The sequence below is a fragment of the Bifidobacterium saguini DSM 23967 genome, assembly GCF_000741715.1.
Taxonomy (GTDB): domain Bacteria; phylum Actinomycetota; class Actinomycetes; order Actinomycetales; family Bifidobacteriaceae; genus Bifidobacterium; species Bifidobacterium saguini.
Window position 1 is genome coordinate 114,134 of the sequence record NZ_JGZN01000013.1, and the last position, 14,202, is coordinate 128,335.

Below are 14,202 nucleotides of genomic sequence, written 5' to 3' on the forward strand. Positions count from 1 at the left end.
CAATGATTAGTGACGCTTACGGTTGATGAGCAGAACACCTCCCACAATCACCAGAGCAACCACCACACCAGCGATAATCGTCACCGACGAACCGGTATCGGTCAGCTTGTCGCCCTTTTGAGTGCTGGGCTTGTTTTGATTGCTGTTGCCCTTAGCCTTGACGGTCACGGTAAACGTGGCGGTCTTGGTAGTGTCGGACTTCAGCGTCACCACAACATTGAACTCGCCGGCCGTGGTGAACGGCTTGGTCAAGTCAACCGGGTTATCGGAGGCATCGAAGGCAGTCAACTTGTATTCGCTTGCGCCAAGTTCGCGTGTGGTGCCGTCAGACAGCGCCGCATTCACCTTCAAGCCGTCTGCAGAGAACTGGCCACCGACCGTATATGTGGTCTTGGTCGGGTTCTGCGCCACAGCAATACTCGTAATCGTCAGTTCAGGCTCCGGTTCCGGCTGCTTGTGAGCAACCGTTACCGTAAATGTGGCCTTGGCTTCAGCATTGTCAGCAGAAGTGACTGTGATGGTCAGGTCACCGGCTGGCAGCGGCTGGTCAAGGTCCACTGCTTCACCGGCAGCATTGGTGGCTGCCAGCGTGTATTCGCCAGACGACAGCTCATCGGTGCTGCCATCCGACCACGTACCCTGCACCTTGAGTCCGGATGCGGAGAACATGTCACCCTCCGTGTATTCGGTCTGGCTCGGTTCGGCTGCAATCTTCAGCGAATCGAGCGTCGGCAGCGGGTCGGCAGCCTGGAAGATCTTCACCTCAGCCACCTTGGAGTATGGGTAGTCACTGCCATAGTTGGCAGGAGTGATGATCAGGCTAATGGCCTTGGTTGCCGGCAGACTGTTCAGATCCACGGTAGTTGGCGTGGACGGGTTACTGGCATCAGGTTTTCCGATGATGTCGGTATCCACCCAACTGCCATCGTCGGCAAGATACTGCACCTTGAACTGCTCAGGTGCCGCCTCGGCCTTGGTTTGGTCGAGATAGAATTCCAGCTTGCTCAGCTCATACTTCTGATCGAAGGTCCAGTTCAACCATGATGGGTTGGCTGGAGCGGTTTCGGACGAGTCCTTCCAATTCGACCAGTTGGTCGACAGGTTGTTATCGCAAGTGTACTTTGCGCTCGACGTGCCCCACTTGGTTTGCACATCGGAAGCAGCTGCAGACGAGCAGAACTTGTTCGCCAAGTTGGTCACGTTCTGCACTCGCACGCGGAATCGTGCCACCTTGCTGCCATCAACGTTAAGCTTGACCGTCACCGGCACCACGCCGGCCTTGGAGGAGTCGAAGCCCAGCAATGTGTATTCGGATGCATCGAGCACGCGCGTAGTACCGTCAGCCAAGGTAGCAGTGACTTCCAAACCAGCTGTATCCAGCGACTCACCAATTTGGTAATCAGCCTTGGATGGCTGCTTGGTCACAGCAATGGATTCGATATCCGTAGCTGGAGCAGCAGCCTCAACCAACGTGACGTTATCCACGTATGCAGCGGACGAGTCAGCCAAATCCGGCTGCTGAATATTGACCCACAGCGCGCTATCGGCAGCAGCATCCCACGGCACAGTGAATGTTCCGGATACGTAGACTTTCTCGCCGCCCTTTGCGGTTTCGGCATCCACGGTCTTATTCAGCAGTGCGGTGGAGTACTGGCTGAAGTTGCCGCCTGCGCCGGAGCCTTCCTTGCGATAGCGCACGGTGGCGCTCACCGTAGAAGGTGTCTCATCATTGCTGGCACCGGTGGTGATCCAGAAGCCAAGCTCATAGGTCTTGCCAGGCTCAGCCGGAATATTACGCTGGTCAATCTGCGTGAATGAGACGCCATCACTCTTGCCCAACTTGGCAGCACGCTCACCGGAAACAACAGCATCAGTCTGGTTCAGATCAGAGCGGTAACGCTTGAATCTGGAATCCTTGTACGTGTCGCGGTTCTTGGAACGGTCTCGGTTCGCCGGCGTCCAAGGCGAAATGCCGTTCCACGGCTCACTGTTGGTGCCGAGATTAATGTTCTCGAATGAACCATCCCACAGCTGGTCGTACACGGTTTTGACGCTGATGCCAGTAATCTCACCGGACTTTCCGGCATTGGTCAACGTCACCTTGGACACATCAGACGACGTGCGCACATGCAATACCTGCTCGCCTGCACCTGAGGTCTTCTGCACATAATCACGGTCATTGGCCAAGCCGGCTTCAAGCACGGCATCGCTTGCAGTAGTGGCCTTGATTTCCAAGGTGGCATTGCCCGGAGCGTCAATAGTCACCGACTTGCCGGCAGCCAGATCAGCCACATCACCGGTTTCAGTGGTGTCGGATCCTTGGAAGGCTCCTACTGCTGGAGCAGACCAGCCAGACACCACATGCTGGGTGCCGTAGGTCTGCTTGGCGTGATTGAAGCCGTGAGGGAAGTCACGAGTCTTCAGAGCATTGTCACCAGTCAGATAGGTGTTGCTGATGGCGAATGGGAAGTTGTCCGTGGCCATTGCACGCCCCTTGCCGGCCGCATATGCCGTGGCTTTGGCGGAGTACAGCGTGCTCAGATCGCCCTTGGCCACAGCCTCAAGATCAAGACCAGTGGCAGCAATGTAATCGGCAAGAGCAACGTACTTGTTGCCGTTTTCGTTCACCTTAGCCCACATGTTTTTGTCTCCGCCAACATACAGGTTGTTGCCGTAGTTGATTTGGAAGCCATCGGAGTTGAGCTTGTCGTTCTGGTCGGCCATAGCGGTGCCGTCCTGAGCGATAATCACATTGTTGTTGTAGGTAACGCCCGCGTTCTGCGCATTATTCGAGAACGTGACGTTGGTTCCCTTGGGCAGAATGGTTGTGTTGTTGTAATAGTTCATATCGGTGATGCCGTCGAGCGTCACGGTGCGGTAGGTGTTGGATGAGCCGTCGCAAGGTTTGCTTGCCACACCATCGTTGACGGACAGGTTGTAACGGAAGGTGCCGCCCAGCGCTGTGCCAATCAGTTCAGCATTGTTGTTCTGCCACTTGTACCAGTCGGTGCAGGCGCATACGAGCGTGGCACCACCGGCGTTGTCATGGCTGTAATTGTATTGGAATACGGTGTTACGGGTGCCGTAATCGAAGTCCCATGCAGTGCCATCGTTGTTACCGCTGGTCTTTTGCGTATTGGTCACTTCGTTGTACTGGAACAGTGTGTTATCCGAATTCCAATTCCAGATACCGGCGTTGGAACCTTGTCCAGATACGCTTGCCGCGTTTTCCAGATAGTTCTTTTCCACAACTGTGCCGTCAGACATCTGCACGACGATACCGTCGCCGCCAATATTCTTCAGCGTGTTTTCGGCAATGTACAGGTTGGTGTTCGGAGTCCACGCATATTGGTCACGCAGCGATCCGGAAACACCACACTCCCAAGCCACGTCTTCACGGCAACGGAAGTCGGACGACATATTGATGCCAGAGCGGTTCACATCGGTGATCGTATTGCCCACAATCTGTACATCATTGAACCAGGAAGGGGTCTTGCGGGACGTATCGGATTTAATGCTGCCTTTGGTTTGCGTTGCGCCATCAACCGGAATGGAACGACCGTAATTTTCCAGTTGGATTGCGGCCGAACCGCCCAGATCCTTCTGCTTTTCGCCGTAAATATCATGGATGGCATTGTTGCGAATCACGATGCCGCTCAGTTCGCCGGCATTATCGTTTTCTGCCGTAATACCGCGACGCATGTATTTATAGTGGTCCGCTTCAGGATCGGTGTTGCTGATATCAAGATTCTGCACAGTGATGTATTCGCTATTGCGCAGCAGTACCACATCGGCCACGCCATCGCCAGCGAGCTTTGGCGCGTCCGCGTTAGCGTCACCGTAATCACTGATGATGACGGGAGCTTCGGCAGTACCTTTTACGTTCACGATGCGCAGTGCAGCTTTGATGGTAGCGCCATCAACGGTTTGACTGTCACCGGTGCAGGTAGTGCCACGCTTGAACAGTAGCTGATCGCCAGCCTGCAGCGTCACACTGTTCGCTGCAGCGAATGAGTTCAGCGGACTATTTTGATCAGTTCCGTTACCGTTCTCTTTCGCGGAACAATCCACATAGTATGTGGTTCCCGTAGCTGGCACAGGATTATCTGTGTCTTCTGCGTATGCCGCCGGAACTACTAATATTCCGGCGCATAGTGTCGCCGCAGCGACCACTCCTCCAAATATTTTCTGCACATTGCTTGCAGCCATAGAGGAGACCTCCTCGTCCTTCCGTCAGCCGTCTCGCAGTCACCGATGACCGACTATCGCTACCGTAGCGATTCCTAACCGTTAGTGAGCCTAACGGCATTGATTAATGCCTGTGATGACGATCGATAAGAGACGCCATCATCACGCACTTACCAAGCATACACAACTTACGTAACCGGTCACAAAAATGACAAAAGAGGGGTGTCACGATACTGAACAGCACCACGATTGTTGGACTGAAGTAATTCAGATTCGATGATCGGAGGTGCGGTTCAAAACGAGCAATGTAACGATAAACCACCTTGTTTTGTATATTGGTGAACAGCAAAGGGGTTTCTATGGTCACCATGAAAGATGTCGGGCGCGAGGCCGGAGTCTCCGCAATGACGGTTTCCAACGTGCTGCGCGGCAATACGAACGTCACGCCGGAGACGGCACAACGCGTCCGTGAAGCTGCCGACAAGCTTCATTACCGACTCAACACCACCAGCCTGTCTGCCCGCAGCCTGCGCGTTTCCACCAGCCGTGGCAGTCGTAATTTCGGCACCATTGGGCTCGCTATTTTCGAGCTGGACCGACCATACCCTTCCCAGCTTGCTTCGCTCATCTCCCAAGCAGCGGAAAAACGCGGCTACCAGACCGTGGTGCAGGAGACCCGAATCAATGCGGATAATGAGCGTTCCATTATCGAACGAGTCTCCAATCAGTTCTGCGATGGCCTGATTTTCAGCTCCAGCAGGCTATCCGCAGCGGAAATCGAGCAGCTGTCCAATCATCGACCGACCGTGCTGTTGGATGATGATCGACCGCAGCAGGATATCGATACGATCTTGACACCGAGCGAAGCTGGAGCACGGGCTGCTATCGAATACTTGTGGAGTACCGGAAAACGGCACATTGGCATCGTTGGTGGTGTGTACGAGAGTGCTGACAATAATGAGATGTCCGATTCCAATGACACCCGTCACCGTCGTTTGAGGGGCTGCCGTAACGCTTTTGCACAGTTTGGCGTGGATTGGGCGGATGTGCCGATGATTGACGCGCCTTGGAATGATGCGGATGCATGCAAGGCCATTGCCGCAAATGCGGACTTGGTGCGCTCCTGCGATGCCCTGTTCTGTATGACTGATACCACCGCATTCGGCGTGATTCGCGGACTGAAGGATATTGGTCTAAGCGTGCCCGACGATATTGCGGTAATGGGCTTCGATGGCATCGAAATGGGAGCCATTATGACGCCCTCGCTGACCACGGTGGCCGTGGATATCCCAATGGTGGCGCAAAAGGCCGTCGACATGCTCATCGAACGTATAGACGATGAATCCGACCGCAAACGCCAACGCATCGTAGCCAACTTCCACATCGCCCACCGCGAATCCGCCTAGGAATCGGCCTAGGAATCGGCTTCCAGCCGATGCTGATAATAGAAAAGCGGCTCCGGGGAGCCGCTTTTCTATAGCTTGTGTTGGACGCGAATCAGTCGTCGCCCAGGGTCAGGTGCACGCCGCCGACCAGGGAGCTGACCACGTTGTAGATCAGCGCGATGATGGTGGTCAGCAGGGTGAAGAGCACCACTTCCACGATGGAGAAGATGGTCATACCGGAGACCACGGTGGTCAGGGACAGCACGTTCTTCAGATCGAAGTCAGCGTTCAAACCGGTGGCGGACACGATCTGGGTGAGCTGGTTGAACACGCCAACGGCATCCAGCAGCAGCCACACAATCGCGGCAGCCACAATCTGAATGATGGCACCAGCAATGGAAAGCATGAACGACACCTTGGCCACGGACCAAGCGTCCACGCGGGTCAGAGACAGGCTCATACGGCGGGCGCGCGGAGTGCGGCGCACATTCGGGCGCGAGGTGGTTGGAGTGCTGCCGTTCGGCAGAGCGGACTCCTCCGGATCGCTGGATACAGAACGTGCCACACGCGGAGCACCCTGATGAGAGCCGATCAGCGGCTCGACGGGTTCGTTCGCTGGGGTTACGGCTGCGGGCTGAATAACCGGCTCGTTGCCTTCGAGATTCTCGCTCATCGTTTCTCCTTAAACAGGCTATTGGTAGCCTCTGCTGTTAGAGAGGCTACCAGCTTTTCAGGACGCGGCTCACGCCTCGTCCGTGTTGTTCACATTCTCGCCGGATTGCGGGGTTTCAGCGGCTTCACCGGACTGTGCAGCCTCAGTGGATTCCTCTTCCGGCTCGTCCTTTTCCTCGTTACGAGCGATGGAGAGGATTCCGTCGCCCTTGTCTGGCTTGGCGAAGGTTACGCCCTGCGTGGTGCGGCCAGTGCGGTTGACTTCGTTCACGTTGGAGCGAATCACCTTGCCGGACTTCATGATGGCCATAACCTGATCGTCTTCGGAAACCACCAGAGCACCCACCAGGGAGCCACGGCCTTCAACCAGCTGAACTGCCTTCACACCAAGGCCATTACGGCCCTGCAGACGGTATTCCGAAATGGCGGTGCGCTTGGCGAAGCCTTCGTTGGTGACCACGAACAGGTCCTTGTCGGAATCGTTCGGCACCACATCCATAGCCAGCAGGTTGTCGCCTTCACGGAACTTCATGCCCTGCACGCCTGCGGTCTGGCGGCCCATCGGTCGCAGCTGATCGTCATCAGCCTGGAACTTCAGGCTCATGCCGAGCTTGGAGACCAGGATGATGTCATCCTCGGCGTTGCACAGTGCGGCACCGATCAGCTCGTCAGCGTTCTCGCCGTTTTCGTCGGCCATCAGACGCACGGCGATCAGACCGCCCTGACGTGGGGAGTCGTATTCGGCCAGCGGCGTCTTCTTGACCTTGCCGGAGCGGGTGGCGAGCACCAAGTACTTAGCCACCTCGTAGTTCGGGATGGACAGCACGGCCTGAATCTGCTCGTCCGGAGCGAACTGCAGTAGGTTGGCCACATGCTGGCCCTTGGAATCACGAGAGCCCTCGGGCAGCTCGTATGCCTTGATGCGGTACACGCGACCCTTGTTGGTGAAGAACAGCAGCCAGTTGTGCGTGGAGGTCAGGAAGAAGTGATCGACCACGTCATCCTCGCGCAGCTTGGTGCCCTTGATGCCCTTGCCGCCGCGGTGCTGGGCGCGGTATTCGTCGGCCTTGGTGCGCTTGATGAAACCGGAGTGGGTTACGGTAACCACCACGTTCTCTTCAGCGATCAGGTCTTCAACGTTCATCTCGCCGGAGAACGGCAGGATCTTGGTGCGGCGTTCGTCGCCGTACTTGGCCACAATCTCATCGAGCTCGTCGCCGATGATCTTGCGCTGGCGTTCCGGACGGGCCAGGATATCGATGTAATCGGCGATCTTGCGCTGCAGTTCCTCATGCTCGTTGACGATCTTGTCGCGGTTCATGCGGGTCAGCGTGCGCAGCTGCATGGCCAGAATGGCATCGGCCTGTACCTGATCGATGTCGAGCAGCTGCATCAAGCCGGTACGAGCGGTATCCGTGTCTTCAGAGGCTCGAATCAAGGCAATGACCTCGTCGAGCATGTCAAGGGCCTTCAGATAGCCCTGCAGGATGTGATCGCGCTCTTCAGCCTCACGCTTCAGGTATGCGGTACGGCGAGCAATCACGTCAAGCTGGTGATCCACCCAGTGACGAATGAATGCATCCAGAGACAGCGTACGCGGCACACCGTCGACCAATGCCAGCATGTTGGCACCAAAGGTCTGCTGCAGCTGGGAGTGCTTGTACAGGTTGTTCAGCACCACCTTCGGCACAGCATCGCGCTTCAGCACAAGCACAAGGCGCTGGCCGGTACGACCGGAGGTTTCATCGCGCATGTCGGCGATGCCCTGAATCTTGCCATCACGCACAGCCTCGCGAATGGAGACGACCAAGCGGTCCGGATTCACCTGATACGGCAGCTCGGTGACCACCAGGCACATACGGCCGTTGATTTCCTCAGTGTTGACCACGGCACGCATGGTGATGAGGCCACGGCCTGTACGGTAGGCCTGTTCGATGCCCTTGTGGCCGAGAATGGTGGCTCCAGTGGGGAAGTCCGGTCCCTTGATGATGCGGATCAAGTTCTCCAGCAGCTCTTCACGGCTGGCATCCGGATGCTCCAGCGCCCAATGCACGCCTTCAGCCACTTCGCGCATGTTGTGCGGCGGAATGTTGGTGGCCATACCGACTGCGATACCTGCGGAACCGTTGACCAGCAGGTTCGGGAAGCGGGCCGGCAGCACGGTCGGCTCTTGGGTCTTGCCATCGTAGTTCGGCACGAAATCGACGGTGTCCTTGTCGATGTCGCGCACCATTTCCATAGCCAGCGGAGCCATACGGCATTCGGTGTAACGCATGGCTGCTGCGGGATCGTCACCGGGGGAGCCGAAGTTGCCCTGACCATCGACCAGCAGGTAGCGCATCGACCAGGACTGTGCCATACGCACGAGGGTGTCGTAGATGGCGGCATCACCGTGCGGGTGGTACTTACCCATCACATCGCCCACGACACGGGAGCACTTGTTGTAGCCACGGTCCGGGCGGTAGCCGCCGTCGTACATGGCGTACACCACACGGCGGTGCACCGGCTTCATACCGTCGCGCACATCCGGCAGTGCACGCTCCACGATCACGGAGAGTGCGTAGGCCAGGTAGGATTCACGCATTTCCTGCTGCAGATCCTTGCGCTGGATGCGTTCTCCAGTCATCAGACCGTAATCGGTGTTGTCCGCTTCCTGCGGGCTCAACGGCTCCATAGAGCCGTCCGGAACGAACTGCTCGTCGGCGCCGTCGGTGTTGTCGTTGACACCGCCCGGGGTGTTATTTGTTTCGTCTGCCACTTATTACCATTCCTTTGGTGTTTTAAAAAGCTCAAACGTGGTCTCTCCCCGTCACCGCTTCACGGTGACATTTCCCTCATCAGAGGGAGACTGGAGATTCCGTCAGGCGTCAATCCAGCGGACGTTCTTGGCGTTGCGTTGGATGAAGAGTCGGCGGGGTTCCACTTCGTCGCCCATCAGCATGGAGAAGGTCTCGTCAGCGGCTGCGGCGTCTTCGATGTGCACCTGCTTGAGGATGCGGTGTTCAGGGTCCATAGTGGTTTCCCACAGCTCCTGGTAGCTCATCTCGCCCAGACCCTTGTAGCGCTGGATGCCTTCGCCCTTGGGCAGCTGACGACCAGCGGCCTTGCCTTCGGCGAGCACGCGGTCGCGCTCGGCATCGGTGTAGACGAAGTCGTGCGGGCCCTTGGTCCACTTCAGTCGGTACAGCGGCGGCATGGCCACGTACACGTAGCCTGCGGTGATCATCGGGCGCATGTAGCGGAAGAACAGGGTCAGATTCAGCGTGGCGATGTGGGCACCATCCACATCAGCATCGGCCATGATGATGACCTTGTGATAGCGAACCTTGGAGATGTCGAAGTCCTCACCATAGCCGCCGCCGACCGCGGTGATCAGCGATTCAATGGTGTCGGACTTCATCATGCGGTCCAGGCTGGCACGCTCGGTGTTCAAAATCTTGCCTCGAAGCGGCAGAATGGCCTGGGTGATCGGGTTACGGCCCTGAATGGCGGAGCCACCTGCGGAATCACCCTCCACGATGAACAGCTCGCACTCCTCAGGATTCGAGGACTGGCAGTCCTTGAGCTTGTCCGGCATGCCGGCGGACTCGAAGATGGACTTGCGACGAGTGTTCTCACGAGCCTTCTTCGCGGCCAGACGGGCGCGAGAGGCCTCGATGGCCTTCTGGATGATGTTCTTGGCCTCAGCCGGGTGGGAGTCGAACCAATCGCCGAGCTTGTCGGTCATCACGCGCTGCACGAAGGTCTTTGCTTCGGAGTTGCCGAGCTTGGTCTTGGTCTGGCCTTCGAACTGCGGGTTGGTGAGCTTGACGGAGATTACGGCGGTCAGGCCTTCGCGCACATCGTCACCGGAGAGGTTCTCGTCCTTGTCTTTGAGGATGCTCTTCTCGCGTGCGTAACGGTTGACCAGCGAAGTCAGCGCTGCACGGAAGCCTTCCTCGTGGGTGCCGCCTTCGGTGGTGGAGATGGTGTTGGCGAAGGTGTGCACAGCCTCGGAGTAGGCGGTGGTCCACTGCATAGCCAGTTCGGCGGAAATGCCGAGCTTCAGATCCTCGGCTTCAAAGCTGATGACTTCTTCCTCAACCGGGTTGGCCTTGCGGGACTTGACCAGATAATCCACGTAATCCTTGATACCGTTCAGGTACTGGTAGGTCACGGTCTGGTGGGTTTCGCCGGCTTCCGGCGCATTGTCTCCAGCCACTTCATCGCCGGCCTGATCAGGTTCACGCAGGTCGGTCAGGCTGATCTTCAGGCCCTTGTTCAGGAAGGCCATCTGCTGGAAGCGGGAACGCAACGTTTCGAAGTCATAGACCGTGGTCTCAAAGATCTTCGGATCGGCCCAGAAGGTCACGGAAGTACCGGTGGACTCGCCTTCAGCCATCGGCTCACCCTGCTTCAGCGGAGCGGTGGGGTGCTGGTCGATGTAGGTCTGGGTCCAGTGGAAGCCCTGGCGGCGCACTTCGATGTCCACGCGAGTGGAGAGTGCGTTCACCACGGAGATGCCCACGCCGTGCAGACCACCGGAGACTGCATAGCCGCCACCGCCGAACTTGCCGCCGGCGTGCAGCTTGGTCATCACGGTTTCCACACCGGAGACGCCTTCGCCGGGCACTTCGTCAACCGGGATGCCTCGGCCGTCGTCGACTACGCGAATGCCGTTGTCCGGCAGAATGGTGACTTCAATGTGGCTGGCGTATCCGGCCAATGCTTCATCAACTGAGTTGTCGACGATCTCATAGACCAAGTGGTGCAGGCCTCGCGGGCCAGTGGAGCCGATGTACATACCCGGGCGGATACGCACGGCTTCCAAGCCTTCCAACACCCTTAGATCAGAGGCCTCATAATGTTCGGGGGCCATAGATTCGTCGAGTTCGCCTTCAGTGAGTTCCGCATTATTGATATGCTCTGCAGCCGCCTTCAGCTGCTCCTCTTTGCTGGTTTCGTCTGCCAACAGGCTTCCTTCCGTAACTACCAGGTCAGCCTTGCAAATTTCGTCTTTTGCAGGGGCGATATGGCTTAAGAAGCCCATAAAGGGCTCTTCTAGCCTTTTGACCATACTGCATGTGATTTTACTCGTTTAGCACGACGAGCGCCATAGCGAGGCTTTTATTGCCTTCTACTTCCTTCTGGCCCATTTGCGCGAATATCCCACGGCCGGACCGGTCACGCGTATCTCGTTGATGGTCAATCCTTTGAGATTGCCGTGGATGGTTTCAGTCAGCTGTGGAATCAGATACGTCAGCTGAGTGGCCCAGACCGTGGATTCGGCACGAATGGTCAGCACACCGCCGCTGAAGTCGGCCACAGCTGAATGCGCAGCGACGCCTGGGCCTACTACTTGGTCCCAATGGTTGCGCAACTGCGCCAGTTTCAGGTTCGTACTCCACACACCATTGCCGGCGATGGTAGACATCACATTGCCGAGTTCAGTGGGATCGCGCCCGGGCTTACCGAAGTTTTCGATGGCTTCTTCACGTCTCTGCTGAAGATGCTGACGATCATTCAGTAGTGCTCCACGTCGTGAGATTCGTTCAAAGACTTCGCGGGCCAGCTTGGTCTGGTCAAGATGCAGGCGAAAAGCCACTGGCGGAATCATGCTCGCACCTGCTGTACCAAATCAGCGAATGGATCTTTGAATGCATCCTTGAGTGCGGCCACATCAATCACATGAGCCTTCTCACCCAGCATGGTGTGCGCGGATTCCGGCACATCACCTTCGGATGCCACGGTAATCAGCACCTGCTCTTGCTGGGCTGCGAAATCAAGAATCTGGCTGCGGCGGCTATCGTCCAGCTGGGCAAACACATCATCGAGAATCACAATCGGACGCATGCCCAGCTGCTCTCGAATCACTTGGAACAAAGCCATTTTCAGCGCCAATGCCATAGTCCACATTTCACCGTTGGACGCAAATTCCTTGGCGGGAATATCGAAGAGTTCCAGGCTGAGATCATCACGCTGCGGGCCGATAAGATTCACACCGCGGGCCACTTCTCCTGGGTAGATGCGCTGGAAATGCTCACTGATGGCGTTATGAGGCTCGTCAAAGAGCAGTACTTCGTCGAATGAGGGCACGTAGCTGAGTGTCACCTGTTCGGTTTCGCCGGCAAGTTCACGATAGATTGCAGCAAATGGTTCAGCGAGCAGATCAATGATGCGTTTGCGCATACGAGTCAAGGCAATGCCAGCTTCGATGAACTGCCCAGTCCAGATTTCCAGCCCGCTTAAGACAGCGTCTACCGGCTGCCCGGTATTGGAACTGGCGTTGAGCTGTTTCAGCAAGGTGGCACGCTGCTTGGCGATGCGTGTGAACTGCTGCAATGCTTCGGGGTAGCCGCGTTCGAGCAATGCACCGGCTTGATTCAGCAGGGTTCGCCGGGCAGCTGGATCTCCTGAAACGAGACGCTGGTCCTCGGGTGTGAAGGCCACTGAGGGGATCTGGCCGACGATGTCGCGTAGATAGAGCGATGAACCGGAGTTGATGCGGGCTCGGTTGGCGCCGCGTGCATGAATGGATGCCTCGTAGGTGGTGACTTGGTCGGTACCGTCCGCTGATTCAGCGCCTACCACGTTCGCGCGAATCGTAGCGGTGGATTGCCCCCGTTCGATAAGAGGCAAGGTGCTGGAGGTGCGGTGGCTGGCTCCGGTAGAGAGGATTTCCACGGCTTCTACCAGGTTGGTTTTACCAAGCCCATTTTTCCCCACTATGAGATTCACGCCTGGTACGAAATCGACCACTACCTGGCTCCAGGAGCGGTAGTGGTCGAGTGCGAGACGCGAAACGTACATCAGTATGTGAACGATTTCTTCTTGATATCTGGTCGGTTGCCTCAGCTGTTGAAGCGCATCGGCACCAGCAAGTAGCGGTAATCCATCGACTCGTCGGAGTCGGCTTCCTGCTGGCCGTTGAACTCAACCGGCTTGACCGGGGTGGTCATCTTGATGCGGACGAATGGTTCGGCGATGGCAGAAAGGCCTTCCTTCAGGTAGGAGGGGTTGAACGCCACGGTGATGTCATCGCCATCCATGTCGATGTCCAAGGTTTCGTTGGCCTGAGCCTCATCAGCGGAACCAGCGGACAGTGCTACTTCCTGACCGGTGAAGGACATGCGAATCGGAGCATTGCGTTCGGCAACCAGTGCCACACGGCTGATGGCATCGAGCAAATCCTGCTTGTTCACCACAGCCTGAATCGGGTATTCGTCTGCAAACAGGCGATCGACTGCCGGGAATTCGCCATCGATGAGCTGGGAAGTGGAGACACGGCCAGCATTCTCGAAGCCCAGAAGCGTCGGGTTATCGGCATCGAAGTCGAGGCGGATGTTCTGGTGCTCATCCAGAGAACGGGCCACATCCTTGAGCAAGGAGCCGCGAACCAGCGTGGTGGTTTCCACGGCTGGGTCCTGCGGAGTCCAAGTGAAGGTGGCACGAGCCAAACGGAAGCGGTCAGTGGAGGTCATAACAACCTTGTCGCCCTGGAATTGCATGCGAACACCAGTCAAAACCGGGCGGTTCTCTTCGCGAGACACTGCCACGGAAGCCTGATTCACTGCCTGTACGAAAGTCGGGGCATCAACCTGGCCAAGTGCCGGAGGCACGGTGGGCAGATCCGGGTATTCGGTATCCGGCATGAGCTGCAAAGTGAACGTGGATTTGCCAGCGGTGATGGTCAGCGTGGAATCGCTGGTGCTCAGATAGGTCTTCTCGGAACGCAGCGACTTGGTGATATCTGCTAACAGCTTGCCCAGAACCAGAACGGAACCTGCTTCGTCCACACCAGCTTCGATGTGGTGGCGAGCGGAAATCTCGTAGTTGAAAGCTGAGAACTGGAGCGTGCCATCGATGGCTTCAAGGCGAACGCCAGCCAAAATTGGGTTGGAGGGTCGAGCGTCGATGACGCGAGACGTCCAGGCTACGGCATCGGCCAAGGCCGCGGTATCGATTTCGACTTTCATGT

At 57.1% G+C, this 14,202-nt stretch carries 8 protein-coding genes; 1 reads left to right on the top strand and 7 read right to left on the bottom strand.

What is annotated here, in order from left to right; all coding sequences use genetic code 11:
- Window positions 1–6: 6 nt before the first annotated feature.
- Complete coding sequence (locus BISA_RS12615) at window positions 7–4,209, bottom strand: bacterial Ig-like domain-containing protein (protein ID WP_081890082.1); 4,203 nt, start codon at window positions 4,207–4,209, stop codon at window positions 7–9.
- A 338-nt stretch (window positions 4,210–4,547) separates the two neighbouring features.
- Between BISA_RS12615 and BISA_RS08840 the strand changes: the two genes are divergently transcribed.
- A complete protein-coding gene (locus BISA_RS08840; protein ID WP_051917451.1) occupies window positions 4,548–5,594 on the top strand; it encodes a LacI family DNA-binding transcriptional regulator in 1,047 nt (348 codons plus the stop codon).
- A gap of 91 nt (window positions 5,595–5,685) precedes the next feature.
- Here BISA_RS08840 and BISA_RS08845 read toward each other — a convergent pair whose 3' ends face one another.
- From BISA_RS08845 to dnaN, 6 genes are all read right to left on the bottom strand, one after another.
- Entirely contained in the window at window positions 5,686–6,246 is a 561-nt protein-coding gene (locus BISA_RS08845) for a DUF3566 domain-containing protein (protein WP_033891487.1), read from the bottom strand.
- Between the two features lie 69 nt (window positions 6,247–6,315).
- On the bottom strand, window positions 6,316–8,919 hold the full coding sequence (gyrA, locus tag BISA_RS08850; RefSeq protein ID WP_152597250.1) for a DNA gyrase subunit A: 2,604 nt from the start codon (window positions 8,917–8,919) through the stop codon (window positions 6,316–6,318).
- Between the two features lie 186 nt (window positions 8,920–9,105).
- Entirely contained in the window at window positions 9,106–11,196 is a 2,091-nt protein-coding gene (gyrB, locus tag BISA_RS08855; protein WP_033891644.1) for a DNA topoisomerase (ATP-hydrolyzing) subunit B, read from the bottom strand.
- Between the two features lie 165 nt (window positions 11,197–11,361).
- Window positions 11,362–11,841: a DciA family protein gene (locus BISA_RS08860; RefSeq protein WP_033891490.1), complete on the bottom strand. Its 480-nt coding sequence runs from the start codon at window positions 11,839–11,841 to the stop codon at window positions 11,362–11,364.
- Window positions 11,838–13,034, bottom strand: a complete 1,197-nt coding sequence (recF, locus tag BISA_RS08865) for a DNA replication/repair protein RecF (RefSeq protein ID WP_033891491.1) — start codon at window positions 13,032–13,034, stop codon at window positions 11,838–11,840. The genes BISA_RS08860 and recF overlap by 4 nt, the downstream gene beginning before the upstream one ends.
- Before the next feature lie 41 nt (window positions 13,035–13,075).
- Window positions 13,076–14,200: a DNA polymerase III subunit beta gene (dnaN, locus tag BISA_RS08870; RefSeq protein ID WP_033891492.1), complete on the bottom strand. Its 1,125-nt coding sequence runs from the start codon at window positions 14,198–14,200 to the stop codon at window positions 13,076–13,078.
- Between the last annotated feature and the right edge of the window lie 2 nt (window positions 14,201–14,202).